General features: G+C 67.3%; 20 protein-coding genes. 5 read left to right on the forward strand and 15 right to left on the reverse strand.

The genetic code is table 11. The features are described 5' to 3' along the window. Window positions 1-233 precede the first annotated feature (233 nt). The gene (locus MKK51_RS19080) at window positions 234-1091 is read left to right on the forward strand and encodes a class II glutamine amidotransferase (protein WP_243979703.1); all 858 of its coding nucleotides are present in this window, start codon (window positions 234-236) and stop codon (window positions 1089-1091) included. On the opposite strand, the gene MKK51_RS19085 is transcribed toward MKK51_RS19080, so the two are convergent. Beyond that, window positions 1064-1747 carry a TenA family protein gene (locus MKK51_RS19085; protein WP_243979705.1) on the reverse strand — a complete coding sequence of 228 codons (684 nt, stop codon included), beginning with the start codon at window positions 1745-1747 and terminating at the stop codon, window positions 1064-1066. The two genes, MKK51_RS19080 and MKK51_RS19085, sit on opposite strands and share 28 nt — an antisense overlap. Then, window positions 1744-2631 (reverse strand): aldose 1-epimerase family protein, encoded by an 888-nt coding sequence (locus MKK51_RS19090; protein WP_243979707.1) that lies wholly within the window; start codon window positions 2629-2631, stop codon window positions 1744-1746. Before MKK51_RS19090 ends, MKK51_RS19085 begins: the two co-directional genes overlap by 4 nt. Window positions 2632-2889: 258 nt before the next feature. On the opposite strand from MKK51_RS19090, the gene MKK51_RS19095 reads away from it, so the two are divergent. Next, window positions 2890-4590 carry a sensor histidine kinase gene (locus MKK51_RS19095; protein ID WP_243979708.1) on the forward strand — a complete coding sequence of 567 codons (1701 nt, stop codon included), beginning with the start codon at window positions 2890-2892 and terminating at the stop codon, window positions 4588-4590. 70 nt (window positions 4591-4660) lie between these two features. Here the strand turns inward: MKK51_RS19095 and MKK51_RS19100 are convergent, their stop codons facing one another. From MKK51_RS19100 to urtA, 9 genes are all read right to left on the reverse strand, one after another. After that, window positions 4661-5689 (reverse strand): aliphatic amidase, encoded by a 1029-nt coding sequence (locus tag MKK51_RS19100; RefSeq protein WP_243979710.1) that lies wholly within the window; start codon window positions 5687-5689, stop codon window positions 4661-4663. Window positions 5690-5757: 68 nt separating this feature from the next. Further along, window positions 5758-6075, reverse strand: coding sequence for an FmdB family zinc ribbon protein (locus tag MKK51_RS19105; protein ID WP_243979713.1), 318 nt, complete (start codon window positions 6073-6075; stop codon window positions 5758-5760). A 148-nt stretch (window positions 6076-6223) separates the two neighbouring features. Continuing rightward, a complete protein-coding gene (fmdA, locus tag MKK51_RS19110; RefSeq protein WP_243979715.1) occupies window positions 6224-7453 on the reverse strand; it encodes a formamidase in 1230 nt (409 codons plus the stop codon). A gap of 115 nt (window positions 7454-7568) precedes the next feature. Beyond that, a complete protein-coding gene (locus MKK51_RS19115; RefSeq protein WP_243979717.1) occupies window positions 7569-8585 on the reverse strand; it encodes an alpha/beta fold hydrolase in 1017 nt (338 codons plus the stop codon). Window positions 8586-8638: 53 nt separating this feature from the next. Continuing rightward, complete coding sequence (gene urtE / locus MKK51_RS19120; protein WP_243979884.1) at window positions 8639-9328, reverse strand: urea ABC transporter ATP-binding subunit UrtE; 690 nt, start codon at window positions 9326-9328, stop codon at window positions 8639-8641. A 77-nt stretch (window positions 9329-9405) separates the two neighbouring features. Then, a complete protein-coding gene (gene urtD / locus MKK51_RS19125) occupies window positions 9406-10191 on the reverse strand; it encodes an urea ABC transporter ATP-binding protein UrtD (protein WP_018041704.1) in 786 nt (261 codons plus the stop codon). A gap of 12 nt (window positions 10192-10203) precedes the next feature. Then, complete coding sequence (gene urtC, locus MKK51_RS19130; RefSeq protein ID WP_243979719.1) at window positions 10204-11370, reverse strand: urea ABC transporter permease subunit UrtC; 1167 nt, start codon at window positions 11368-11370, stop codon at window positions 10204-10206. A 13-nt stretch (window positions 11371-11383) separates the two neighbouring features. Next, window positions 11384-12310: an urea ABC transporter permease subunit UrtB gene (urtB, locus tag MKK51_RS19135; protein WP_243979720.1), complete on the reverse strand. Its 927-nt coding sequence runs from the start codon at window positions 12308-12310 to the stop codon at window positions 11384-11386. 204 nt (window positions 12311-12514) lie between these two features. Next, window positions 12515-13774: an urea ABC transporter substrate-binding protein gene (gene urtA / locus MKK51_RS19140; protein ID WP_243979722.1), complete on the reverse strand. Its 1260-nt coding sequence runs from the start codon at window positions 13772-13774 to the stop codon at window positions 12515-12517. A gap of 336 nt (window positions 13775-14110) precedes the next feature. Here urtA and MKK51_RS19145 point away from each other — a divergent pair, with 336 nt between their 5' ends. Then, window positions 14111-17545, forward strand: coding sequence for an ATP-binding protein (locus MKK51_RS19145; RefSeq protein ID WP_243979724.1), 3435 nt, complete (start codon window positions 14111-14113; stop codon window positions 17543-17545). After that, window positions 17538-18440, forward strand: a complete 903-nt coding sequence (locus MKK51_RS19150) for a DNA-binding response regulator (RefSeq protein ID WP_243979734.1) — start codon at window positions 17538-17540, stop codon at window positions 18438-18440. Before MKK51_RS19145 ends, MKK51_RS19150 begins: the two co-directional genes overlap by 8 nt. A 2-nt stretch (window positions 18441-18442) precedes the next feature. Here MKK51_RS19150 and MKK51_RS19155 read toward each other — a convergent pair whose 3' ends face one another. The 4 genes from MKK51_RS19155 to MKK51_RS19170 all read right to left on the reverse strand — a co-directional run bounded on the left by MKK51_RS19155 (window position 18443) and on the right by MKK51_RS19170 (window position 23383). Beyond that, the gene (locus MKK51_RS19155; protein ID WP_243979735.1) at window positions 18443-19564 is read right to left on the reverse strand and encodes an acyltransferase family protein; all 1122 of its coding nucleotides are present in this window, start codon (window positions 19562-19564) and stop codon (window positions 18443-18445) included. A 94-nt stretch (window positions 19565-19658) separates the two neighbouring features. Then, window positions 19659-21752, reverse strand: coding sequence for a TonB-dependent receptor (locus MKK51_RS19160; RefSeq protein ID WP_409565728.1), 2094 nt, complete (start codon window positions 21750-21752; stop codon window positions 19659-19661). A 403-nt stretch (window positions 21753-22155) separates the two neighbouring features. Then, window positions 22156-22539 carry an HNH endonuclease gene (locus MKK51_RS19165; protein ID WP_243979737.1) on the reverse strand — a complete coding sequence of 128 codons (384 nt, stop codon included), beginning with the start codon at window positions 22537-22539 and terminating at the stop codon, window positions 22156-22158. Between the two features lie 10 nt (window positions 22540-22549). Beyond that, the gene (locus MKK51_RS19170; protein ID WP_243979738.1) at window positions 22550-23383 is read right to left on the reverse strand and encodes an alpha/beta hydrolase; all 834 of its coding nucleotides are present in this window, start codon (window positions 23381-23383) and stop codon (window positions 22550-22552) included. Between the two features lie 260 nt (window positions 23384-23643). Here MKK51_RS19170 and MKK51_RS19175 point away from each other — a divergent pair, with 260 nt between their 5' ends. Then, on the forward strand, window positions 23644-24381 hold the full coding sequence (locus MKK51_RS19175; RefSeq protein WP_243979739.1) for a site-2 protease family protein: 738 nt from the start codon (window positions 23644-23646) through the stop codon (window positions 24379-24381). The last annotated feature ends 6 nt before the right edge of the window (window positions 24382-24387 follow it).

Below are 24387 nucleotides of genomic sequence, written 5' to 3' on the forward strand. Positions count from 1 at the left end.
CAAAGTGGAAATCCTCCTGCGAGCAATAGGAGTACGGGAGGCATCTGCCTGTATCCAGGGAGGCACGTCGAGGAGACGATGATCGGTGCGGTTTTGCGGCTCCATGCCGGGTCCGCGGTTGTCGGGCGTGCCAAACACTCCTAGGTTCATGCCTCTCCGGCATTCCCGACGCCCGCTCCCCCATAATCCGCTTTCTCGTCGCAAGCGCATCGCCAGAAGCTGCAAGATTTTCCATGTGCGAATTGCTCGGCATGAGCGCGAACGTGCCCACCGACATCCGTTTCTCCTTCGCTGGCCTCGCCCGGCGCGGCGGCGAGACCGGGCCCCACGCGGATGGATGGGGCATCACCTTCTACGAGGGGCGGGGGGCGCGCGCCTTCCACGAGCCGGAGCCGAGCGCGCGCTCGGCCCTGGCCAAGCTCCTGCGCGACTACGCGATCAAGAGCCGGATCGTCATCGCCCATGTGCGCAAGGCCAATCGCGGGCGGGTCGGGCTCGAGAACACCCATCCGTTCAGCCGCGAGCTCTGGGGACGGCGCTGGACCTTCGCTCATAACGGCCAGCTCAAGGGTGTGAAGAAGTGGCCGCTCACCTGGTTCAAGCCGGTGGGCTCCACCGACAGCGAATACGCCTTCTGCTGGATGCTCGACCGACTGCAGGCGCGCTATCCCAGCCTGCCGAGCCCGGCGCGGCTCGACAGCGCCGTGGCCGAACTCTGTGCCGAGCTGCACGGGCTCGGCGTGTTCAACATGCTGCTCAGCGACAGCCGGACGCTCTACGCCCATTGCGGCAAGCGCCTGTGCTACCTCACCCGCTGCGCCCCCTTCGGCACCGCGACCCTCATCGACGAGGATTGGCACGTGGATTTCGCGCAGGAGACGCGGACCGACGACGTGGTGACCGTTATCGCCACCAAGGCGCTCACCCGCGACGAGTGCTGGACCGACGTGGAGCGCGGCCACATGCTCTCCCTGCGGGACGGCATCGTCCGCATCGTCAAGCCGGGGTTGCCGAAGCCGGTGCGGGTTCCGTCGCCCTGTTCCGGGAGCGGGCGTCCCGACGGTCAGACCGGCCAGGCCGCCTCGCGGTAGGCCCCGTCCCAGAACATCCATTCGAGCTGCGTCGCGCGGGTGAAGGCACGGTGCATCCTGTCCCGCAGGGAGGGCGAGACACCCCGCGCGGCGGCGTCCGTGGCCGCGATCATCTCGGCGACGGCGGTGCCGAAGTCCTCTCCCGCGTAGGTGTCGATCCAGGCGGCGTAGGGATTGCCGGCGCCCGCCCGCGACAGGATGTCGGTGCCGATCTCCGCATAGATCCAGAAGCACGGCAGCAGGGCGGCGACCAACACTTCGTAGGGGTCGCCGTAGGCCGTGGCGAGGAGATAGGACACGTAGTGGTCGCAAGGGGGCGAGAGCGGCGTGGCGGCGAAGGTGTCCGCCGAGATGCCGTAATCCCGGAAGAACCCGCCATGGAGCGAGCGCTCGACCACGATGGCCGTCTCGGCGGCTTTCGCGAACTGCACGATGCCCTCGGGCTCGGGCGACTTCGCCGCGGCGAGGGCCAGTGCTCGTCCGAAGCCGATGAGATAATGCGCGTCCTGCAGGATGTAGTGGCGGAAGCGCGCCTCGCCGAGGGTGCCGGCGGCGAGTTCCGCGTTGAACGGCATGGTGCGGATGGTCTCGTAGGCCGCCTCGTTCCGCGCCCAGGCTTCGGCCGCAAAGCCGTTCTCGTCGGTGGGACGGATCATGAGCGGGGACCTTCCAGGGTGAGGCTGACCCCGTGGCGGACGCGCTGGCCGGGGGCGATGAGGCGCTGCGAATCCCGTTCGGTCAGGTCGCCGCCGAAACCGGCCCAGTCGGCATGGCCGGTCCAGCATTCGAGGGACAGGAACGGTGCCGTCGGTTTCGTCCAGATGGCGAGATGCGGGAAGTCCGAGACGTTCATGCGGATGGCGCTGCCATCGGGCGCCGTGAAGCGCATCCGCGCGCTCGCCGCATCGCGCAGGACGATGGCCTCGGCGAACATGTCGGGATCGAGGGGCAGGGTGCGCCCTTCGAGGGGAAACGGACGCTCCTGGCGCAGGAGCAGGCCGCCATCCCCCACCTCGGGCGCCATCGCCCGTTCGGGATGTTCAAACTCGACCGCGTAGCCGCCGCCGGCCTTGCGCTCGCCCCCGGCGAAGGGCCACGGGAAGGCCGGATGGAAGCCCAGCGCGTAGGGCAGCGGCACGTCATCGGTATTCTCCATCCAGATCTCGAAATCGAGATGGGCCGGGCCGACCCGCGTGGTGATGTCGAGCTGGAACGAATAGGGGTAGTGCGCGCGCGTCGCCTCGCTCTCGGTGAGGCGCAGGGTGACGGTGTCGTCGCTCTGCGAGACGATGGCGAAAGGCAGGTCGCGGGCAAATCCGTGCTGGCCCATCGGATAGGCCGTGCCGTCCACCCGGACCACGCCGCCGGACGAGGCGCCGACCACCGGGAAGAGCCAGGGCGCATGCCGGTTCCAATGCGCCGGATCGCCGTTCCAGAGATATTCGCGGCCCCCCACCTGCCAGGAGACGGGCTCGGCACCGGCCGACGAGACCACCGCCACGGTGCCGTCGCCGGCCTTGAGAGTGATGCGGTCGCTCATGTCGTCTTCCTCGGGGCTGTCACGCTCAGGGGCTGTCACGCTGGCGTGGTTGTGGCCGCAGGCGGAGCGGCGGTCCAGCCTCAACATCGGCGGGCGCGGACGTTTCAGCCTTCGCCGTCGCGCAGAAATCGCGGCGCCGTGCCAAATTACCGATACGACCGCCCCGGCAAGTCAGGCATACAGTATATGGCCAAGCTGATTCGGCCGGCCGAGCCGGGTCCGCGTGGCTGATACCTTCCCCCTGGCCGACCTCCCGTCATGACGCTCACCTCCCGTATCGTCGCGCTGGTCGTCCTCGCCCTCATCCCCGCCATCGCGGTTCAGAGCTTCAACGAGCACGCCCTGCGCAGCGCCCGCGAGGATGCCGTCACGGCCTCGGCCCTGCGCAATGCCCGGGCGGTCTCGGAGGACCTCAACCAATTCGCCGGCGGTATGCGCCAGCTCCTCGACATCCTCGCGGAGGCGCCGTTCATCCGAGACCAGGAAGCGGTGGGCTGCACCAGCTTCCTGCGCTCCATCATCCGCAAGCTTTCGGGCGCCACGATCCTCATCGTCGCGGATGCGAAGGGGCAGCTCGTCTGCAACAGCCTGGGAATGGAGCAGGGCGCCTATTCCGTCGCCGACCGGACCTATTTCCAGAAGGCGATGCAGTCGGGCGTCCCGGTGATCGGCGAATACGTGGTCGGTCGCGGCAGCCGGGTTCCCACCATCCAGTTCGCCTATCCGATCCGGGATGCCGGCGACACACCCTCCGGCCTGCTCATCTTCGGCTTCGATCCCGCCTGGCTCGGGGAGAGGCTGGCCCATGCCGGGCTGCCCAAGGACGCCGCCGTGACGGTGGCCGACCGCAGCGGCACGATCATCGTCCAGAATCCCGATCTCGGCTCCTGGGTCGGTCAGACGATGCCGGCGGACTTCGCGGCCGGGCTGAACACGGCCAGCGCCCGGGGAAGCGCCATCGAGATGCTCGGCCTCAACGGAACCCGCCGCATCACCGGTGTGGTCCGTCCCGATGGCGCCCTCGACGGGATGACCGTCGCCGTGGGCCTCGAACGTCACACCGCCTTCGCCGATATCGACGCGGCGACCCGGCGCGGCGTGATCCTGATCTTCCTCGGCACGCTCGTCGCCATCGTCGCGGCGCTCATCGGCGGCCGCGTCTTCATCCGCAAGCCGGTGCGGCGCCTGTTGAAGGCGTCCCGTGCCTGGCGCTCCGGCCAGCTCTTCGCACGGTCGGGCCTGACGGGCCGCTCCGAGTTCGGCCAGCTCGGCCAGGCCTTCGACGCCATGGCCGCCACGCTGGAGACGCACGAGGACGGCCTTCGGGCCGAGCTCGAACGCACGCGCACCCTGCAGGAGCAGCAGGTGACGATGATGCACGAGCTAAACCACCGGGTGAAGAACACCCTCGCCACGGTCCAGTCCCTCGCCCGGCAGTCGCGCGGCGGCGAGGAGCAGGCGGCGCAGCTCGAGGGCCGCATCCTCGCTTTGTCGAAGACCCACGATCTCCTGACCCGCGACGACTGGACCGGCGCGCCGCTCCGGGCCGTGCTCGAGAACGAGCTCAGCCCCTACCGCAGCTCGGCCGACCACATGGAACTCGACGGTCCCGACATCGACCTGCCGCCACGCTACGTCCTGGCCCTGGGCATGACCGCCCATGAACTCACCACCAACGCCGCGAAATACGGTGCCCTGTCGGGCACTCAAGGCCGCCTGTCGGTGGTCTGGCGCGTCGTCGAGGACGACACGGGTGGCCGCCGCCTGGAGATCGAGTGGCGGGAGCGCGGCGGGCCAACCGTGGCGCAGCCCCGGCGCCGCGGCTTCGGCACCCGCCTCATCACCGGCGGCATCGCCCGCGAACTGGCGGGCTCGGTGGAGCTCGATTTTCTCGCCGAAGGCCTGCGCTGCCGCATCGACGTGCCGATCGAGACGGTGCCGACGGTCCGGTTCCACTAATCCCGTTGTACCAAGGCTCGGTGAGCCAGGCCCCTACCGGGCTCACCGAGACCTCGTATCCGCAAAAGCCCTATTGGGCTTCGTTGGGGATGCCCTCGATGGGGCATTCCGGCGTGCCGAGGTCGGGGCGGGTGATGGCGCGGACCGCCTCGCGGGTGCCGGCCGGGTCCTCGATCCAGCGGCGATAGAAGTCGTAGGGGCAATCGGCCTTGCCGGGCTCGTTTTCCTTCGAGTTGATCATGCCCGTGTAGCCGCGGTGCAGCAGCTTGAAGAGGTGGTTCTCCGACTGCATGTTGGCGCGGGCATCGCGGATGAGGAATTTCGAGAGCGCGGCATATTGGATGCCCATCTCCTCGGTGCCGCATTCGCCGAGCGTCCGGCCGTCGAAGCCGATGATCGCCGAGTGGCCGAAATAGGTATAGACGCCGTCGAAGCCCGCGGCGTTGGCCACGGCGACATAGGTGTTGTTGGCGAACGCCATCGCCTTCGACATCAGGATCTGCTGTTCCTTGGCCGGATACATGTAGCCCTGGCAGCGGATGATGAGTTCGGCACCGCGCATGGCGCAGTCGCGCCAGATCTCGGGATAATTGCCGTCGTCGCAGATGATGAGGCTGATCTTCAGGCCCTTCGGCCCGTCCGAGACATAGGTGCAATCGCCCGGATACCAGCCCTCGATCGGGGTCCAGGGCATGATCTTGCGGTATTTCTGTACGATCTCGCCCTCGTCGTTCATAAGGATGAGGGTGTTGTAGGGCGCCTTGTTCGGGTGTTCCTCGTGGCGCTCGCCGGTGAGGGAGAACACGCCCCAGACCTTCGCCTTGCGACACGCTTGCGCGAAGATCGCCGTCTCCTCGCCGGGCACGGCGGAGGCGGTCTCGTACATCTCCTGGCCATCATACATGATGCCGTGGGTGGAGTATTCGGGGAAGATCACGAGGTCCATGCCGGGCAGGCCGGACTTCATGCCGACCACCATGTCGGCAATCTTTTGCGCGTTCTCCAGGACTTCGGCCTTCGTGTGAAGACGCGGCATCTTGTAGTTGACGACCGCGACGCCGACGCTGTCGTTGCTCGAGGAAATGTCGCCGTGCATCATGGGTGGGTCTCCTGTTGTGTCTGACGTCCTCTCCCCGCCAGGCGGGGAGAGGGGTAGGCGGCCAGCCGTCAGTGGCTGATCATCCACGGCCGCGCGTTGGGGAAGCTTTTCGCGGCTGCCGGTTGCTTGGTTTTCGAAGATCCCGAGCAGCAGCCGCAGCCGGCTCCGTGCCCGGAGGAACGGCGGGGTGCGTGCGCGCTCCGCTCGTTGGTCGCATGCGCCTTGCGCCGGCCCGCATCCATCGAGGCGAGGTTGGGCGCGGTGAGGAAGGCGCGGCCGCAGGACGACCCGCAATCGGGGCAGTCATGCGGGTCTTTGAACTGCGCCATGGGGCGCAGCACCGTGAACGGTCCGCATTCGTTGCAGGCGTAATCGTAGACGGGCATCGGGGCCTCCCGAAGGATCGACAATGGGCGACGCGAGGGGAGCAACGGGCTTCCCGCTCCAGGGCTGTCGGTCTCACGCATCGCGCGCCTTCCCTCCCCACAGGGGGGAGGGGGACGCGCTTCTTTTCACGAGTGCGCGGTCTTGCTCTCACAGATCCGGCGAGAGCGGCATCTGGATCGAGCCGTCGATATGCTTGATCGGCCCGTCGGCGCCGGGATTGATGTCGAAGTCGAAGATCTTCGTGGGAATCCACAAGGTCGCACAGGCGTTGGGGATGTCGACGACTCCGGAGATGTGGCCCTGGACCGGGGCGGTGCCGAGGATCGAGTAGGCCTGGGCGCCCGAATAGCCGAACTTCTTCAGGTATTCGATCGCGTTGAGGCAGGCCTGCCGGTAGGCGACGGTGACGTCGAGGTAATGCTGCTTGCCGTACTCGTCGACGGAGACGCCCTCGAAGATCAGATGGTCGTCGAATTTCGGCGTCATCGGCGACGGCTTGAAGATCGGGTTCTTGATCCCGTATTTCGACATGCCGTCCTTGATCAGGCTGACCTTGAGATGGACCCAGCCCGCCATCTCGATGGCGCCGCAGAAGGTGATCTCGCCGTCGCCCTGGCTGAAATGCAGGTCGCCCATGGAGAGGCCGGCACCCGGCACGTAGACGGGGAAGTAGATCTTCGAGCCGCGCGACAGATCCTTGATGTCGCAATTGCCGCCATGCTCGCGGCCCGGCACCGTGCGGGCACCTTCCGCCGCCGCCTTGTCCTTCGCCTCGCCCTGGAGCCGGCCCATATGGGCGGTGGGTCCGAAGGGGAGGGTGGCCAGCGCCGGCACACGGCCGGGATTGGTGTCGTAGAGCGCCTTCTCGCGGGTGTTCCAGGTCTCCAGCATCTTCGGGTCGGGCAGGCAGCCGATCAGGCCTGGATGGATCAGGCCGGGGAAGCGCACGCCGGGGATGTGGCGCGACTTCGTGAACATGCCCTCGAAGTCCCAGATCGACTTCTGGGCCTGGGGGAAGTGTTCGTCGAGGAAACCGCCGCCGTTCTTCTTGGAGAAGAAGCCGTTGAAGCCCCACTGGCTCTCGGGCTTGGCGCCGATGTCGAGGAGATCGACCACGAGGAGATCGCCGGGCTCGGCCCCCTCGACGCCGATGGGGCCGGACAGGAAGTGGACGATGGACAGGTCGATGTCGCGCACGTCGTCGGCGGAATCGTTGTTCTTGATGAAGCCGCCGGTCCAGTCGTAGGTCTCGACGATGAAGTCGTCGCCGGGCTTGACCATGGCCACCATCGGGATGTCCGGGTGCCAGCGGTTATGGACCATGTCGTTGTCGTAGGCCGACTGCGTCAGGTCGACCTTGATCAGGGTCTCGGCCATCGTTGTTCGACTCCCTCTGGGGTGGTCGGGGCATGCGCCCCGTTTGGGCCGGCCGGTTCATCCGACGGGCCGTGGACGATGGCCGGCGGCGCCCTTTTGCGGCGCTGCCCGGCTTTCAGCTCGCGAGCAGCTCTTTCAGGGCGGCATCGAGCGTGGCGATGTCGTCGGGGCTGGTGCCGGGGCCGCCGGCAAAATGGCCCCACCAGGTCTCGATCACCCGCAACTCGGCGTTCGGCATCGACTGCGCCTCGATCCGGTTGTCCTCCGGCGGGAAGTACAGGTCGGTGGAGGCCGGCATCAGGATCGCCTTGGCGCGGATGGCGGCGAGAGCCGCCTTGGTATCTCCGTTGAAGACCGGGTTGGCGCCGATGTCGCCGTTCTGCCAGGTCCACAGCATGGCCAGCAGATCGTTGGCGTCGCGGGTGTAGAACAGGCCTTCCCAGAACCCGACGAGGAAGTCCTCCAGCGACGCGTAGCCCATATGGGTCAGGTCGGCCTCGATCCGGTAGAAGGTCTGCGACAGGCCCCAGCCGGCATAGACCCGGCCGAAGGCGCGCAGGCCCTTGTTCGGTGGCGACGTGTACCAGCCCTCCGCAAAGGCGGCGTCCGCCTGGAGTGCGGCCTTCGCCCCTTCGAGGAAGACGAAGTTGTGCCGCGAGCACTTGGCCGAGCCCTGGAACGGCAGGATCCGCGGGACCATGTCGGGATAGAGCGCGCCCCAATGGTAGGTCTGGAGGGCGCCCATCGACCAGCCGGTCACCAGCACCAGCGTCTCGATGCCGAAATGCTCGGTGACGAGGCGGTGCTGGGCGACGACGTTGTCGTAGGCCGTGACGTTGGGAAAGCGCGGCCCGTCCCAGGGGGCGGGCGTGTTGCTCGGCGAGGACGAGAGCCCGTTGCCGAACATGTTCGGGATGATGATGAAGTACTTGTCCGGATCGAGCGCCATGCCGGGGCCGATCAGCCATTCGTTCTCCGTGTGCTGGCCCGAATACCAGGTCGGATAGACGATGGCGTTGTCCTTGGCCGCGTTGAGCGTGCCGAAGGTCTTGAAGGCGAGCTTGGCCCCGCGCAGCGTCTTGCCGCATTGGAGCACATAGTCGCCGAGCTCGAAGATCTCGTAATCCGCCATTGGGGGCTGCCTGGAGCTGTGTTGCGGAACGACGGGCGGAGGCTCCCCCGCAATCAGACCGAGAGGAAGCGGGCGACCTGCGCCTCGTCGATATCGGCCCGCATCGCCTCGTGAACGATGTTGCCGTTCTCGATGACGAGCACCCGGTCGGCGACGTCGAGGGCGAAGCTCAGCACCTGCTCGGAGACGACGATGGAGAGGCCGCGCTCGTCGCGGATCTTTTTCAGGGTGCGCCCCATTTCGCGGATGATCGAGGGCTGGATGCCCTCCGTCGGCTCGTCGAGGAGGAGCACTTTCGGCCGGCTCGCCAAGGCGCGGGCGATGGCGAGCTGCTGCTGCTGGCCGCCGGAGAGGTTGCCGCCGCGCCGTCCCTTCATCTCCAGCAGCACCGGGAACATCGTGTAGAGGTCCTGCGGAACCTTGCGCTCCTTGGTGACGGTCAGGCCCGTCTCGATGTTCTCCTGCACCGTCATGGCCGAGAAGATCATCCGGCCCTGCGGCACGTAGGCGAGGCCGCCTGCCACGCGCTGGTGGCTCTTGAGGGCGGTGATGTCCTGACCGTCGACGGTGATGGTGCCGGACTTCACCGGGACGATCCCCATCAGGGTCTTCATCAGCGTGGTCTTGCCCATGCCGTTGCGGCCCATCACGGCGACGATCTCGCCGGGGGCGATGCTGATGTCGAGGCCGTGCAGCACCTCGCTCTGGCCGTAGGCCGAGTGGAGGTCGCGGATCGCCAGCATCGGCTCGGTGCCGAGGACGGGCCCCGGCGGGAGGGTAGCCGGGGAGGAACTGGTCTGAAGCATGGCGCCGGTCCTGTTCAGTGGCCGAGATAGACTTCGATGACCTTCGGGTCGTTCTTCACCCGCTCCATCGAGCCTTCGGAGAGCACCTTGCCCTGGTGCAGCACGGTGACCCGGTGGGCGATGTCCTCGACGAACTTCATGTCGTGCTCGATGACCAGCACCGAGCGGCCGACGATGATCTGGTTGAGGAGCTCGGCGGTCTTGATGCGCTCGCCGACGCTCATGCCGGCCACCGGCTCATCGAGCATGAGGAGTTCCGGGTCTTGGATCAGCAGCATGCCGATCTCGAGCCATTGCTTCTGGCCGTGGCTGAGGAACTCCGCCCGCTCCTTGAGCTGGTCCTTGAGGAAGATCATCGTCGCGACCTCGTGGATGCGGTCGCGGACCTCGGCATCGCGCTTGAAGGTGAGCGCCCCCCAGACCGTGCGGCCGCGGGGGAACGAGATCTCGAGGTTCTCGAACACGGTGAGGTCGTCGTAGATCGACGGCGTCTGGAACTTGCGGCCGACGCCGGCCTGGACGATGGCGCTCTCCGAGATCTTGGTGAGTTCCTGGCCCTTGAACTTGATCGAGCCGGCACTGGCCTTGGTCCGCCCGCAGATCAGGTCGAGTACCGTGGTCTTGCCGGCGCCGTTGGGGCCGATGATGACGCGGATCTCGTTGGGATCGACGTAGAACGACACGTCGTTCACTGCCTTGAAGCCGTCGAAGGAGACGGTGAGGGCCTCGACCGAGAGGAGGAAGTCCTTCGCGTCGGGGGATTCGCCGATGATCGGCGAGCTCAGGATGGCGGCGTTCATCTCAGGGCGCTCCTATTCGGCGGGGGTGCCGTGGGGGACGGGCGCCCCCACGGGCGCCAGGGCCTTCACCTTGCGGGTGAGCCGGGGCTCGACATAGCTGCGGTAGATGCCGGCGAGACCGTTGGGGAAGGCGAGGACGACGGCGATGAACAGGGCGCCGAGGCCGAAGAGCCAGAGCTCGGGGAAGCTCTCCGAGAAGGTGGTCTTGGCCCAGTTGACCAGGAGCGTGCCCCAGACCGCGCCGAACAGGGACAGGCGCCCGCCGACGGCGGCGTAGATCACCATCTCGATGGAGGGCACGATCCCGACGAAGGACGGCGACATGAAGCCGACCTGGAGGGTGAACATCGCCCCGCCGATGGCGGCGAAGCCGGCCGCGAGGCAGAAGGCGAAGACCTTGAACCCGGCCACGGAATAGCCCGAGAACCGGACCCGGTCCTCCTTGTCGCGCATGGCGAGGAGGATGCGCCCGAGCTTGGCCTTCTTCACGTATTGCGCCGCCAGGATGCAGCCGATGAGCAGCCCGCCGTTGAGGAAGTAGAGGATGAACTTCGCGCTGTCGGTACGGATGTCCCAGCCGTGCAGGGTGCGCAGGTCGGTGATGCCGTTGATGCCGCCGGTATAGCCCTGCTGGCCGACGATGAGGATCGTCAGGATGGCGGCGATGGCCTGGGTGATGATGGCGAAGTAGGTGCCGCCGACCCGGCGGGTGAACATCGCGAAGCCGATGACGAAGGCGAAGAAGACCGGCACGGCGAGGATGAGGATCAGCGTCAGCGGCAGGCTCTGGAACGGCTTCCACATCAGGGGCAGTTCGGTGATCTGGTTCCAGTCCATGAAGTCCGGGATGCCCGGCGTCGACTGGATCTTGGTGTTCTCGACGCTGGAGGCTTCGAGCTTCAGGTACATGGCCATGCAATAGCCGCCGAGCCCGAAGAACACGCCCTGTCCGAGAGACAGGATGCCGGCATAGCCCCAGCACATGACGAGGCCGAGCGCCACGAAGGCGTAGGTGAGGTACTTGCCCACCAGGTTGAGGCGGAACGCGTCGAGGGTCGCCGGCAGGACGATGAGGATGAAGGCGGCGAGGAGTGCGAGGCTCACCCACTCCATCGGCTTCATGAAGGGATTGTCGTTCACGGTGAGCGACTTCGACAGGGTCTGGACGGGGCTTGTCATCGGGTAGGCCTCCTCAGCGCCGGACCTTGAGGGTGAACAGACCCTGCGGGCGGACCATCAGGATCCCGACGACGGCGAGCAGCGTCAGGACCTTGGCGGTGGAGCCGGACAGGAAGAATTCGAGGGTCGACTGGGTCTGCGAGATCGAGAAGGCCGAGGCGATGGTGCCGAGCAGGCTCGCGGCACCCCCGAAGACGACGATCAGGAAGGTGTCGACGATGTAGAGCTGGCCCGAGGTCGGCCCGGTGGAGCCGATCATGGTGAAGGCCGAGCCGGCGATGCCGGCGATGCCGCAGCCGAGGCCGAACGTGTAGCGATCCACCTTCTCGGTATCGATACCGACGGCGCCCGCCATGGGGCGGTTCTGCATCACCGCGCGCACCTGCTGGCCGAAGCGCGAGCGGTACATCAGCAGGCCGACGCCGACGGTGATGAGGGTGGTGATCGCCATCACGAACAGGCCGTTGATCGGCACCTCGATCGTGTCGGTGACCTGGACCGAGCCGATGAGCCAGGACGGCAGCTCGACGCCAACCTCGCGGGCCCCGAAGATGGTGCGATAGGATTGCTGCAGGATCAGCGACAGGCCCCAGGTGGCGAGCAGCGTATCGAGGGGGCGCTTGTAGAGGTGGCGGATGAGCGTCCATTCGACGATCATCCCCAGGGCTCCCGAGGCCAGGAAGGCCAGGATCATCGCCACGAAGAAGTAGATGCCGAACAGGCCGGGCAGGTGCGTCTGGAAGAAGGTCGAGCACAGATAGGTGACGTAGGCGCCGAGGATCATGAACTCCCCATGCGCCATGTTGATCACGCCCATCTGGCCGAAGATGACCGCGAGGCCGAGGGCCATCAGCACGTAGACCGAGAACAGGATCAGGCCGGCGAAGCCCTGCATCGCGAAGATCGCGCCGAGATCGCCGAGGGAATAGTCACCGAACATATTTCCGACCTTCCGAAGAATCCGATGTCTGCTTTGCAAGCATCAGGCCGATCAGGCGTGGCGCAGCGCTCCCCCGAGAAGGGCACGCTCCCTCCCCTTGTGGGGAGGGCCGGGGTGAGGGTGGATCCGCCGGCCTCTGGCCCGCGAGGGTCACCCGACCACCCCCGCCCTAACCCCTCCCCACGAGGGGGAGGGGGCGCAGTGCTACTGGTAGCCCTTGGGGAAGGGGTTCGGCTCGATCAGCGCGGGGCTCTCGTAGACGATCTCGAACTGGCCGCTCGGCAGGGCCTTGGCGACGCGGGTCTTCGACCAGAGGTGATGGTTTGGGTGGATCTTGACGTAGCCCTCGGGGGCCTCCTTGAACTCGATGTCCGGGGAGGCCGCCACCACCTTGTCCACATCGAAGGAACCTGCCTTCTCGCAGGCCATCTTCCACAGGAACGGGCCGAGATAGGCGGCCTGGGTCACGTCGCCGATCACGGTCTTCTCGCCCCACATCTTGTGGAAGGCTGCGACGAACTTCTCATTGTTGGCGTTCTTGAGCGACTGGAAGTATTTCATGCAGGAATAGGCGCCCGCGATGTTGTCGCCGCCGATGCCGTCGATCTCGTCTTCCGTGACGGAGATGGTCAGCAGGGTCTGCTTCGAGAGATCGATGCCGGCTGCCTTGAGCTGCTTGTAGAACGCCACGTTCGAGCCGCCGACGACGTCGGTGAAGATCACGTCGGGCTTGGTGAGCTTGATCTTGTTGATCACCGAGTTGAACTGGGTGTGGCCCAGCGGGAAGTATTCTTCGCCGACGACCTTGGTCTTGAGCACGTTCTCGATGTGCTTGCGGGCGATCTTGTTCGAGGTGCGCGGCCAGATGTAGTCCGAGCCGATGAAGAAGAACGTCTTGGCGCCCTTCTCCTTGGTGACCCAGTTCAGCGATTCGAGGATCTGCTGCGTGGCTTCCTGGCCGGTATAGATGACGTTCTTGGACTGCTCCAGGCCCTCGTAGAAGGTCGGGTAGTAGAGCAGGCCGTTATACTGTTCGAAGACCGGCAGCGCGGCCTTGCGCGAGGCGGAGGTCCAGCAGCCCATCACGGCGGCGCAATGGTCGTTGACGAGGAGCTTCTTGGCCTTCTCGGCGAAGGTCGGCCAGTCGGAGGCGCCGTCCTCCTGGATGACCTTGATCTTGCGGCCCAGCACGCCGCCCATCTCGTTGATCTGGGCGATGGCGAGCTTCTCCGCCTGGATCGAGCCGGTCTCGGAGATCGCCATGGTGCCGGTGGCCGAGTGGAGGATGCCGACGGTGACTTCGGTATCGGTCACCGCGAGCCCGGTGGTGTTCACCGCCGAGGTCGGAGGGGCCGCAGCGAAGGCGCTGCGCGGCATCATGGCCATGGCCGGAATGCTCGCCAGACCCATCAGAAGTTTGCGACGCAGGGCCGAGTGCGGTCCGTGCTCGTTGTCGGCTGCCATCGTGCGTGAACCCCTTCCACGAGATATCCCGCCGGCTCCTGCATGAGGCGGGCCGTTGCGGATGGCGGAAGCTAGGCGGGATGGCGCGGCGCAGCATATACGCTGTTTTGCGTAGGGCGGAGGATATGCGCGTCGCCTTCCCCGTGCCCCGGAGGACGATCTTTCCCGCGCGGGGCATGCCCTCCCTGTGAAGGGAGGCCTCGACGCGGCTCTCCTGGTGTACCAATGTTTCCGGGCCCCGCGGCACGGGGATTGCTCATCGACCGCCGTGTTCCCGCGACCGCGCGGGCCGGCCTTCCTCACACTTGACGCTGACCGGGCAGACTGAACGACCCCATGAGCGGCCGCCAGCAGATTCCTCCGATCCGGCGGGCCTATAACCGCTTCGTCGCGGACGAGACGCTCGAGGATTACGCCCTTCGCTTCACCGCGAAGAAGGCGCGGCGCTGGTCGAGCCTGCAGGTCGCGCAGACGGCGCTGGGGTCGCTCTCGTTCCTGGCGCTGGAGGCGATCGGCGGCACCCTGGTGCTGGCCACCGGCTTCACCAACACCGTGACGGCGGTGCTGTTCGTGGGCGTGCTGATCTTCGCCACCGCCGTGCCGATCAGCCTCTATGCCGCGCGCTACGGCGTCGACATCGATCTCCTCACCCGCGGGGCCGGGTTCGGCTATCTCGGTTCCACCATCACCTCGCTGATCTATGCGAGTTTCACCTTCCTGTTCTTCGCCATCGAGGCGTCGATCATGGCTCTGGCGCTCCAGCTCTGCCTCGGCCTGCCGCTGGGGATCGGCTACGTCGTGAGCGCGGTGGTGGTGATCCCCCTCGTCGTCTACGGCATCAGCCTGATCAGCCGGTTCCAGATCTGGACACAGCCGCTCTGGATCGCGCTCAACCTCCTGCCGCTCGGCTTCATCGCGTGGAAGGGCGGCCCCGCCCTCAGTGACCTCCTGTCCTATCCGGGAGCCTCTGAAGCGGTCGGCTCGATCTCCACGGTCCTGGGCTACCCGATCTCCGGCTTCGATCTCGCCCAGTTCGGCCTCGCCTCCGGCATCCTCCTGGCGCTGCTGGCCCAGATCGGCGAGCAGGTGGATTTCCTGCGCTTCGTGCCGCCGGCCGAGACGTCGGAATCGGGGAGCAATCCGCGCTGGTGGCTCGCCGTGCTCGGGGCCGGCGCGGGCTGGATCCTGCCCGGCATGTTCAAGATGATGCTGGGCGCCTTCCTGGCGGTGCTGGCCCTGGGGCAGGGCGTACCGCACGAACAGGCGGCCGAGCCGACGCAGATGTACGTGGTCGCCTTCGGCTACGTCATGCCGTCGCGGGAGGGGGCGGTGCTCCTCACCGGCCTGTTCGTGGTGATCTCGCAGCTCAAGATCAACGTGACCAATGCCTATGCCGGCTCCATCGCCTGGTCGAACTTCTTCTCGCGCCTCACCCACAGCCATCCCGGGCGCGTGGTCTGGCTCGTCTTCAACGTCGCCATCGCGCTGCTGCTGATGGAACTCGGCATCGACAAGACCCTGGTCAGCACGCTCTCGCTCTACGCGGTGGTGGTGTCGGCCTGGGTCGGTGCGCTCGCGGCGGATCTGGCCGTCAACAAGCCCCTCGGGCTGTCGCCGCCGGGCATCGAGTTCAAGCGGGCGCATCTCTATGCCGTGAACCCGGTGGGCACCGGCGCCTCGGCCCTGGCGCTGCTCGCCGGTTTCCTCGCCCATGCGGGTCTGCTCGGCGCGGGGCTCCAGAACTTCGCGCCGCTGCTCTCCCTCGTCACCGCCTTCGCCGCGGCGCCCGCCATCGCCTTCGCCACCGGCGGGCGCTACTATCTGGCGAGGCCCGCCATCGCCGATTGGGGCGGCCGCCCGGAGATCCAGTGCACCGTCTGCGAACATCCGTTCGAGGGGGAGGACATGTCCCATTGCCCGGCCTATGCCGGGCCGATCTGCTCGCTCTGCTGCTCGCTCGACGCCCGCTGCGGCGACCTGTGCAAGCCGCACGGCCGTCTGGAGGCGCAGGCCCAGAGCGCCCTGACCCGGATCATGCCGGCCAGGACCGCCGCCTGGATCGGGGCGCCGCTGGGCCGCTACCTCGCCCTGATGCTCACGCTGGTGTCGGTGATCGGGCTGATCCTCGGGATCGTCCATGCCGGCATCGCCGCCGCCCAGCCCGAGCACGGCGAGACCCTGCGCGCGGCGCTGACCAGCGTGTTCTTCATCCTCGTGGTGATCCTCGGCATCGTCGCCTGGCTGTTCGTCCTCGCCCAGGAGAGCCGCCGCGTGGCGCAGGAGGAGACCGCTCGCCAGACCGCCCTGTACGAGGCCGAGATCGAGGCCCACAAGATCACCGACGCCAAGCTGCAGCAGGCCAAGGAGACGGCGGAGGCCGCCAACCTCGCCAAGAGCCGCTACGTGGTGGGCATGAGCCACGAACTGCGCACCCCGCTCAACGCCGTCCTCGGCTACGCGCAATTGCTGGAGGGCGACGACGGCATCCCCATGGCCCGCCGCAACGGCATCCGCGTCATCCGGCGCAGCGCCCAGCACCTGTCGGGCCTGATCGACGGGCTCCTCGACATCTCCCGCATGGAGGCGGGGCGTCTCCAGATCCACCGCAACGAGTTCCGCCTCGTGGATTTCCTGGACCAGATCGTCGACATGGTCCGGCTCCAGGCCAACGCCGCCGGCCTCGAATTCCGGTTCTCGCGCCCGCCCATGCTGCCGGCCGTGGTGGCGGCGGACGAGAAGCGCCTGCGCCAGATCCTCCTCAACCTCCTCTCCAACGCGATCAAGTTCACGGAAAACGGCTGGGTCGCCCTGGAGATGAGCTATCGCAGCCAGGTGGCGGTGTTCTCGATCCGCGACAGCGGCCTCGGCATCCCCGAGGGCGACCTGCAGCGGATCTTCGGGCCCTTCGAGCGCGGCTCCCTGCCGGCGGCGCGCAACACGCCCGGCACGGGGCTCGGGCTCACCATCGCCCATCTCCTCGCCCAGGTGATGGGCGGCGAGATCACCGTCACCAGCGAGGTCGGACGCGGCACCTGTTTCAGCCTCCGGCTCATGCTCGCCTCGATGCATCGGCCCGCCGGTCCCAGGCCCGTGGAGGCGCCCGAGCCCGCCGGCGGCCATCGACAGGCGAGGCCGGCCCATGACGGGCCGCCCCGCGTGGTCCTGGTGGCCGACGACGATTCCGCGCATCGTGCGCTCATGCGCGACGTGCTCGAACCCCTCGGCCTCGTCGTGCTGGAATCCCCCGACGGGCCGCATTGCCTGGCGCAGGCGATGGAGCGGCGGCCCGACATCATCCTCCTCGACATCGCCATGCCGGGAATGAGCGGCTGGGCCGTGGCCAAGGCCCTGCGCGATGGCGGGCTCTCGTCCCGTATCGCCATCATGTCCGCCAACGTCCACGAGATCAGCCCGATCCGGGGCGACGACGCCCCGCATGACGAGATCATCCCCAAACCCTTCGATCTGCGCGACTTCCTGGAGCGCATCGAGCGGCTGCTGGCTCTGGGCCAGCCCGCGCCGCCTCCACCCGCCGTGGCGCAGGTCTCGCCGAGGAGCGGGAATGGCGGGGAATCCCTGCGCCAGGACCACATCGCCGAGCTGATCCGCCTCGGCCGCATCGGCCATGTCCGCGGCATCGAGGCCAAGCTCGCGGAACTCGAAGACCAGACCGCCATCCCCGCCGAGATCGCCGCGCAGATGCGCGGTCTCGTCGCCTCCTACGACCTCCGGCGCTACGTGCGCGTCCTCGAAGGGATGCGCGATGGCTGAGATGCAGCGCGACATCGTCCTCGTCGTGGACGATTCCCCCGAGACCCTGAGCTTCCTCACCGAGGCGATCGAGCGCTCCGGCGCCACCGTCCTGGTGGCGGTGGCCGGCGACCTCGCCCTGGCGCTGGTGGAGGAGATCACCCCCGACATCATCCTGCTCGATGCGATGATGCCCGGCATGGACGGGTTCGAGACCTGCCGCCGCCTGAAGGCGCGCAGCGACCTCGCCCTGGTGCCGGTGATCTTCATGACCGGCCTGTCCGAGACCGAGCATATCGTGAAGGGACTGGAGGCGGGCGGCAGCGACTACGTCACCAAGCCCATCGCCCCCGACGAGATCCTGGCCCGCATCCGCGTGCATCTGGCGAGTGCGCGGGCGGCCCAGAGCGCGCGGGCCGCCCTCGACACCACCGGCCGCACGCTCTTCGCCGTGGACCGACAGGGTGTCGTCCTGTGGAGCACGCCGCAGGCCGCCCGCGTGCTGGCCAAGCTCGGCGACGGGGGCGCGCGCCTGCCGGAGACCGGCCGCGCCTGGCTCGCCGAGCAACTCGAGGGCGGCAATGCCGCCGCCGTCGTCCTCTTGGATGCGGAGGGGAGCGCCCACAGTCTCAGCCTCATCGGCACCACCGGCGACGAGGTGCTGCTGCGCCTCTCCCGCGATGCCTCGGCCAGCGGGATCGAGCGCCTGCGCGGCAACCTGCCGATCACCGCCCGCGAGGCCGACGTGCTGTTCTGGCTGTCGCGCGGCAAGGCGAGCCGCGACATCGGCGAGATCCTCGGCCTGTCGCCGCGCACGGTGACGAAGCATCTGGAGAGCATCTACGCCAAGCTCGGCGTCGAGAACCGTACCGCCGCCTCGATGATCGCCTCCCGCTACATCGACGACCAGGCCTGAATTCAGCGCGCCGCCGCCGTCCTGGCGGATCGCGGTGGCGTCTCGGCGACGATGTGGAACGCCGCCGGGCGGCGGAACAGGAAGACGAAGGGCGTGTGGCGCACCACCCGCTCGATGGCGAGGGGGACGAGCACGGCGACGATCGTCACGACGAGGCTGGCGAGCCCGATATCGGTGATGGCGCCGGTCTTCACGATGAGCGTCCGCGTGGCCGCCATGGGCAGGAAGAACGCCAGGTAGATGACGATCGAGCGCTCGCCGCAGGCTCTGAGCGCCGCCGTCACCGGCCCGCCGGCGAGGGTGAGGAGCGCGCCGGTGGCGACGATGGCGAGGGCGCCGGCCCCGCCGAGGGCGAGGCTGACGACGGGCAGGCTCGCCAGGGTCGGGAAGGTCTCGTGTCTGGTGGCGGTGAAGGCGAAGACGCCGTTCACCACGGCCCAGGCCGCGAGGCCTCCGAGGGCGGCGAGGGGGTGGCGCTGGACGAGGCCGGCGAACCGGAAGATCCGGTCCGCGAACAGATAGCCGGCGACGAACCAGACGTAGCGGCTGCAGAATTCGGTGACGAGATCCGAATATCCTTCGAGGGGAATGCTCTGGAGCAGGGCGGCTCCCCCGAGGAGGAGCGCCGGATGCAGGCCCCGCAGGAGCTTCGTCAGCACCGAGAACACGGCGAGCAGGTAGATGAACCAGAGGGTGGAATAGGGCTCCACCAAAGCGTGGGCGAGATGGGCGAGGAAAGCCCCCGGCCCGGCGCCGTCGACGATCTGGCCGTACTTCACCGCCGATTGGATGAGGACCCAGAGCAGGTAGAAATACGCGAAATGGACGACCCGCCGGTCGGCGAAGAGGCGCCAGTCCCGGTCGATCACCCGCCCGACGAACAGACCCGACAGGAGGAAGAAATCGGGGATGCGGAACGGCTTGGCGAAGGCGACCACGGTGTGGAGGAAGCCCTCGCCGCCCATCTCGTTACCGGTGCCGAGGGTCGAGTGCATCATCACCACGAGGACGATGCACAGGCCCTTGGCGACATCGACCCAGGCGAGTCTCAGGGCCTCCTCGGAGCCTGGGAGCTGGGTCGCTGGCGCCAAAGCTGCACTCCGTCGATATCCGGGGACGAGCATGGCCGATCCGGGGTTAACGCCAGGTGGCTCCGATGCGGTCGTCCTTGATCCATGCCGAACGCCCGGTCAACGCAATGCCGCGTAGGCTGCTCCCTCAAAAATCGAGGGAGGCGGACAGAATGAAGGTCCGGGGCGATGCGACGGTCACGAAGGTGCCCGTCGTGAGCCAGTACCGGTTGTCGGCGATGTTCTCGACGTTGAACCGGAAGGTGATGGGCCTGTCATAGACCAGTGTCGCATAGCGCAGGCCGAGATCGACCCTGGTCCAGTCGGGGAAGCGCAGGGTGTTGGCGTTGGTGAGGTAGGGACCCGACGTGTAGATCACCCGGCCGTTGAGGGAGAGGCCCGGTACCCAGGGCGTGTCCCATTCGAGGCCGGCGGACGCGGTGAGGTCGGGCACCCCGGAGGCATCGTTTCCGCGCTGGAGCGGATCGTCCGGCTTGGTCAGTTCGGGACGCAGGAAGGTCGCGCTCGCGAACCCGCGCAGGCTCGGCGCGATGGCGCCGTAGGCCGACAGTTCCAGGCCCCGGTTACGCTGCTCGCCGTTATAGGCCACCACGTTCGTGGCGGACACGGCCTGGTTGGGTCGGCTGATCTGGAAGAGCGCAGCCGTCGTGGTGATGGTCCCCCAATCGACCTTGATCCCGACTTCCTGCTGATCCGACTTGTAGGGACTGAGGATCGCGCCCGCATTGCTGAAGCCGGGGGCGACGATGGTGCCCGCCGTCAGTCCTTCCGCGTAGTTCGCGTAGAGGGAGACGTTCTGCCAGGGCTTGATGACGATGCCGGCGAGGGGCGACGTGGCATCGGCGTCGTATTCGCTCGTCCGAGCCTGGGTGACGGTGTCGTAGCTCTTCTGGTTCACCATCTGGTAGCGCACGCCGGCGGTGAGCAGAATACGGTCGTCGAGGACCGACATCGTGTCGACGACGGCGACGCTCGTCAGCGACGTGTCGGCATAGCGCTGGGGGTTGAGGCGCGCGCCGGTGACCACGGGAAGCGGGACCGGACGGTAGATGTTCGACGGCACCGATTCATCCGGTGTGTTCGAGACATAGGCGAAGCCGTCCTCCCGAGTGAACCCCGTGAAGACGAAGTTCAGCGAATGATTGATGAACCCTGTGTCGAACCGGGCCTTCACGCCGGCATTGCCGCTGATCGTGCTGCTGTCGGAATCGTAGAAGGCGTTGATGAGCCGGAAGTTGCCCAGGGCGTCGGCGCCGCTGGAGTACCCGAAGACGCGGGAATCCGGGAAGGTCTGCTGATTGGAGCCGGCGCGATAGCCGAGGCCGCCATAGGCGGTCAGCCAATCCGTGAGGTCGTATTCCACGAAGGAGGCGACGGTGTTGTCGCGCTGCTTGAGCAGCGTCCCCGGATACCAGTTGCTCCGGGCATTGGGCGGCTGGGGAATGAAGGGGATATCCGATTGCAGGGTCATCTGCGGCCGGAAGTTCTTGGTGTCGTCGTTCTGGGAGATGATATCGAGGGCCCAGCGCAGGCGCTCGCCGCGATAATCGAGCGAGAGGGCGCCGATACCGCTCTGAACGTCGCCGCCGTTGATCGAGGCCTCGCCGGTCCGGCCCAGGCCGTTGAAGCGGATGCCCCATTCCTTATTCTCGCCGGCGCGTGTGCCCGCATCGACATGGACGCCGAAATTGCCGTCGCTGATGAATTGCGGCGTGACGCGCACGAAGGGGATATCGAGCGCGCGCTTGGTCACGATGTTGATGCTGCCGCCGACGCTGCCGCCCGGCGGGATGCCGTACATGAAGGCGCCCGGCCCTTTGAGCAGCTCGATGCGCTCGATGTACTGTGCCGCCACGCGGTTGGAGGGAACCAGTCCGTACAGGCCGTTCAGGCCGACATCCTGGGACGGGACGTCGAAGCCGCGGATCTGGAACGTGTCGTCGAACCCGTTGCTGCCCGTCGTCAGGCGCACCGAGGAATCGTTGATGAGCGTATCGGCGACGGTGCGCGCCTGCTGGTCCTGGATCACCTGCTGGGTGAAGTTGACGGTGCTGAAGGGCGTGTTCAGCACATCCCTGGTCCCGAGGATCCCGAGGGACCCGCCGCGGGCGACCTGACCGCCGGCATAGGGGGGCGGCAGGTCTCCGAGGCGCCCCGACCCCTGGGCGCCCCGTCCCGCGCCGCCGGCCGAGGCTTCCACCGAAAGCTCGTCCAGCCGCACCGCCGTCTGCGCCCAGGCGCTCGATGACGATCCGATCCAAGCGAGTCCGAGCGAGGCGGCGCCGATTGCCGAGTAACTCAGGGTTGTTGCCAGTGTCGAGACGCGCTTACGCACCGTTGCATTCCTGTTGTTGCGACAGGCATGCGAGTTTTTGGCTCGCAGCCAGCGCATCGATGAGTCAAATATTTTGGGATCGACTTCGTGTATACGAAAGCGAATAATTTATTACATGAATTTCGGCAAGGACTTGGGAATCGTTGCTCAAGCAGCGTGCTTCCAGGGCAACAAAGACGAATTGTTCTAAAGAAAAAGACCCGCCGTCTCACGAGGGATGTCAACGCGCCCGACGACCCGGCAGCGGCCACGTCGGTCCGCTCCGGCGGGGCCCCCGGATGGCGGGGCGTCAGGAAACCTTGCGGCGCGAGAGCTTGCGAGCCCGCGTCATCCGCGTGGCGGCGTGGAAATCGTCCGGCTTGGTGCGCACCCAGGCGAGGAAGCCGCTGATCTCGGGATCGGCCCGCAGGACCGCGATATCGGCCAGACGCCGGGCGATCTCGGCCTCGCTGTAGCGGGCGTGGATCGCCGAATGGCAGATCTGGTGCAGGCGGACGGTGCCGGCTTTCGCGCCGCCCTTCAGCTTGGGTGTGAGGTGATGCAGGCTCGATTTGGCGCGGGGCGGGATCGGCCTCTCGCAGAGCGGGCAGATCGCGGGACCGGCCGGTCGGTCCGCGTTGTCCTCGTCCTCCCGCCATTGCCGGGCGCGTCGTCCCAAATCCCCGTCTCCCATCCTGCGGGTATCAACGCGGCATCGCCGGATTGGGCTCGCCGCTCCTGACGGGACGGAACGTCGCTTCCGCCTCCGCATCGCGCTGGCCGAGGAGCGAGACGTGATCGCCCGGCACGGCGACGAAGCGTGCCCTCGTCCCGGCGAGGGCCGCGAGGTCGCGCCCATGCGCCACGGGAATGACGGGATCGTCGGTGCCGTGGACGATGAGGATCCGCCCCGCCGCGGCGCCGATGCGGCGGTCCGAACGCCAGGTATCGCGCAGGAGCAGCCCGGGCAGCAGAGGGAAATGCTCGGCCACGAGGCGGGCGAGGGAGACAAAGGGCGCTTCGAGATAGAGGCCGAGATGCGGCTCGCGCGCGGCCACGGCCACGGTCACCGCCGCCCCCATGGAATGACCGTGGAGCAGGATGGGCGCATCCGGGGCGCGGTCACGCACGAAGCGGTAGGCGGCCATCCCGTCCTCGATCAGGCTGGCCTCGCTCGGGGAGCCGGCCGAGCCCGGATAGCCGCCATAGGCGATGGCGAGGGTGCCCCAGCCGGCCTCGCGCCAGACCCCGCTGGAGAACCGCGCGGCATGCGGCTCGGGCAGCGAGCCGTTGCCGTGGAAGGTCAGCACCACGCCGTGTCCGGGTTCGGGCGCCCGCCACAAGCCGTAGAGACGGCGGCCGTCGGCCGTCGTCACGGCGACCGCTTCCGTCCCGGCCGGGACCCGGCGTTCGCCCTCGGCGAGACCGGCTCCGAAGGCGCCCGGATAGATGAGATGGCGCTGGAACAGGAACAGGGCGCCGAGGAGCGAGGCGGTCAACCCGAAGGCGACGAGCAGGATGACGCGGAGCAGGGTCATTCAGGGCGCTTCGATGATGGAATGGTGGATGGAAAGGGCGGTCGGGGGGCGGCGCGCTGTTGAGACCCCCCTCTTATCGTGTCATGCGCACGAAGCGCCCGCGATGCGACGGTGCCGCGCGCGGGGCTGAGAGCGTAGAAGACGGTCGGACATGGCGGAATTCGGGATCTCCACCCGCCGCCGCGCGTCCTTCGGTCCGAGACACCATCGGGGGTGAGATGTCGTCAGAGCTTCCGCCAAGCCAGCTTCGCGCAGCCACCATGCCGGTCGGCCCCAGCGCGAACTTCCTGCTCATCGCCCTGATCTTCCTCGGGACCGGCCTCGCCATCGGCACCGGCGCCGTGGAGGGCTCGGGTGCGGCGTTCGTCTTCGTGATGGCCGGCTGGCTGCTCAGCCTGTGCCTGCACGAATTTGGTCATGCCTTCGTCGCCTGGAAAGGGGGCGATGCCGACATCCCGCGGACCGGTTACCTCACCCTTGACCCGCGGCTCTACGCCGACGCGCTCTCCTCCATCGTCCTGCCGCTGCTGTTCACGATCCTCGGCGGAATCGGGTTTCCCGGCGGGCGCGTGTTCGTGAACACCCATCTGCTGCGGAGCAAAGTCTGGGTCTCCGCCGTGTCGGCGGCCGGCCCGGCGATGAACGGCCTGGTCCTCCTCGCCCTCGCCCTGCTGTATTCCCTCGCGGGCGAGGAATCCGACACGCTTCGGGCGGTGCTCGCCGTCTCCGCCCTGTTCCAGGGCACAGCCATCATCCTCAACCTGATGCCGCTTCCGGGCCTCGACGGCTACGGCATCCTTCAGCCCTGGCTGCCCGAGCCGGTGCGCCGCGTCGCCGACCAGGCGGCCCAGCATGTCAACCTGATCCTGGCGGGTCTCTTCCTGTTCTCCAGCGCTTTCGGCCCGGCGGTGTTCCGTGCCAGCCTCTCGATCATCGGCCTCCTCGGCTTCGCGGTCGTGGATGCGCGTGTCGGCTACGGCCTGATCCGTCTCTGGTAAGGCGTC

The sequence above is a fragment of the Methylobacterium sp. E-045 genome, from assembly GCF_022829685.1.
Lineage (GTDB): Bacteria > Pseudomonadota > Alphaproteobacteria > Rhizobiales > Beijerinckiaceae > Methylobacterium.

Bases quoted from the DNA above. Each gene is read 5' to 3' on its own strand.
- MKK51_RS19095 (WP_243979708.1), top strand. From the start codon at position 2,890: ATGACGCTCACCTCCCGTATCGTCGCGCTGGTCGTCCTCGCCCTCATC.
- MKK51_RS19100 (WP_243979710.1), bottom strand. From the start codon at position 5,689: ATGATGCACGGCGACATTTCCTCGAGCAACGACAGCGTCGGCGTCGCG.
- MKK51_RS19150 (WP_243979734.1), top strand. From the start codon at position 17,538: ATGGCTGAGATGCAGCGCGACATCGTCCTCGTCGTGGACGATTCCCCC.
- MKK51_RS19090 (WP_243979707.1), bottom strand. From the start codon at position 2,631: ATGAGCGACCGCATCACTCTCAAGGCCGGCGACGGCACCGTGGCGGTG.
- MKK51_RS19145 (WP_243979724.1), top strand. From the start codon at position 14,111: ATGAGCGGCCGCCAGCAGATTCCTCCGATCCGGCGGGCCTATAACCGC.
- urtE (WP_243979884.1), bottom strand. From the start codon at position 9,328: ATGCTGGCGATCCGCGACCTCCACTCGGCCTACGGCCAGAGCGAGGTG.
- MKK51_RS19175 (WP_243979739.1), top strand. From the start codon at position 23,644: ATGCCGGTCGGCCCCAGCGCGAACTTCCTGCTCATCGCCCTGATCTTC.
- urtA (WP_243979722.1), bottom strand. From the start codon at position 13,774: ATGGCAGCCGACAACGAGCACGGACCGCACTCGGCCCTGCGTCGCAAA.
- MKK51_RS19165 (WP_243979737.1), bottom strand. From the start codon at position 22,539: ATGGGAGACGGGGATTTGGGACGACGCGCCCGGCAATGGCGGGAGGAC.
- MKK51_RS19115 (WP_243979717.1), bottom strand. From the start codon at position 8,585: ATGGCGGATTACGAGATCTTCGAGCTCGGCGACTATGTGCTCCAATGC.
- fmdA (WP_243979715.1), bottom strand. From the start codon at position 7,453: ATGGCCGAGACCCTGATCAAGGTCGACCTGACGCAGTCGGCCTACGAC.
- MKK51_RS19085 (WP_243979705.1), bottom strand. From the start codon at position 1,747: ATGATCCGTCCCACCGACGAGAACGGCTTTGCGGCCGAAGCCTGGGCG.
- urtC (WP_243979719.1), bottom strand. From the start codon at position 11,370: ATGACAAGCCCCGTCCAGACCCTGTCGAAGTCGCTCACCGTGAACGAC.
- MKK51_RS19105 (WP_243979713.1), bottom strand. From the start codon at position 6,075: ATGCCCGTCTACGATTACGCCTGCAACGAATGCGGACCGTTCACGGTG.
- urtD (WP_018041704.1), bottom strand. From the start codon at position 10,191: ATGAACGCCGCCATCCTGAGCTCGCCGATCATCGGCGAATCCCCCGAC.
- MKK51_RS19080 (WP_243979703.1), top strand. From the start codon at position 234: ATGTGCGAATTGCTCGGCATGAGCGCGAACGTGCCCACCGACATCCGT.
- urtB (WP_243979720.1), bottom strand. From the start codon at position 12,310: ATGTTCGGTGACTATTCCCTCGGCGATCTCGGCGCGATCTTCGCGATG.
- MKK51_RS19155 (WP_243979735.1), bottom strand. From the start codon at position 19,564: ATGCTCGTCCCCGGATATCGACGGAGTGCAGCTTTGGCGCCAGCGACC.
- MKK51_RS19170 (WP_243979738.1), bottom strand. From the start codon at position 23,383: ATGACCCTGCTCCGCGTCATCCTGCTCGTCGCCTTCGGGTTGACCGCC.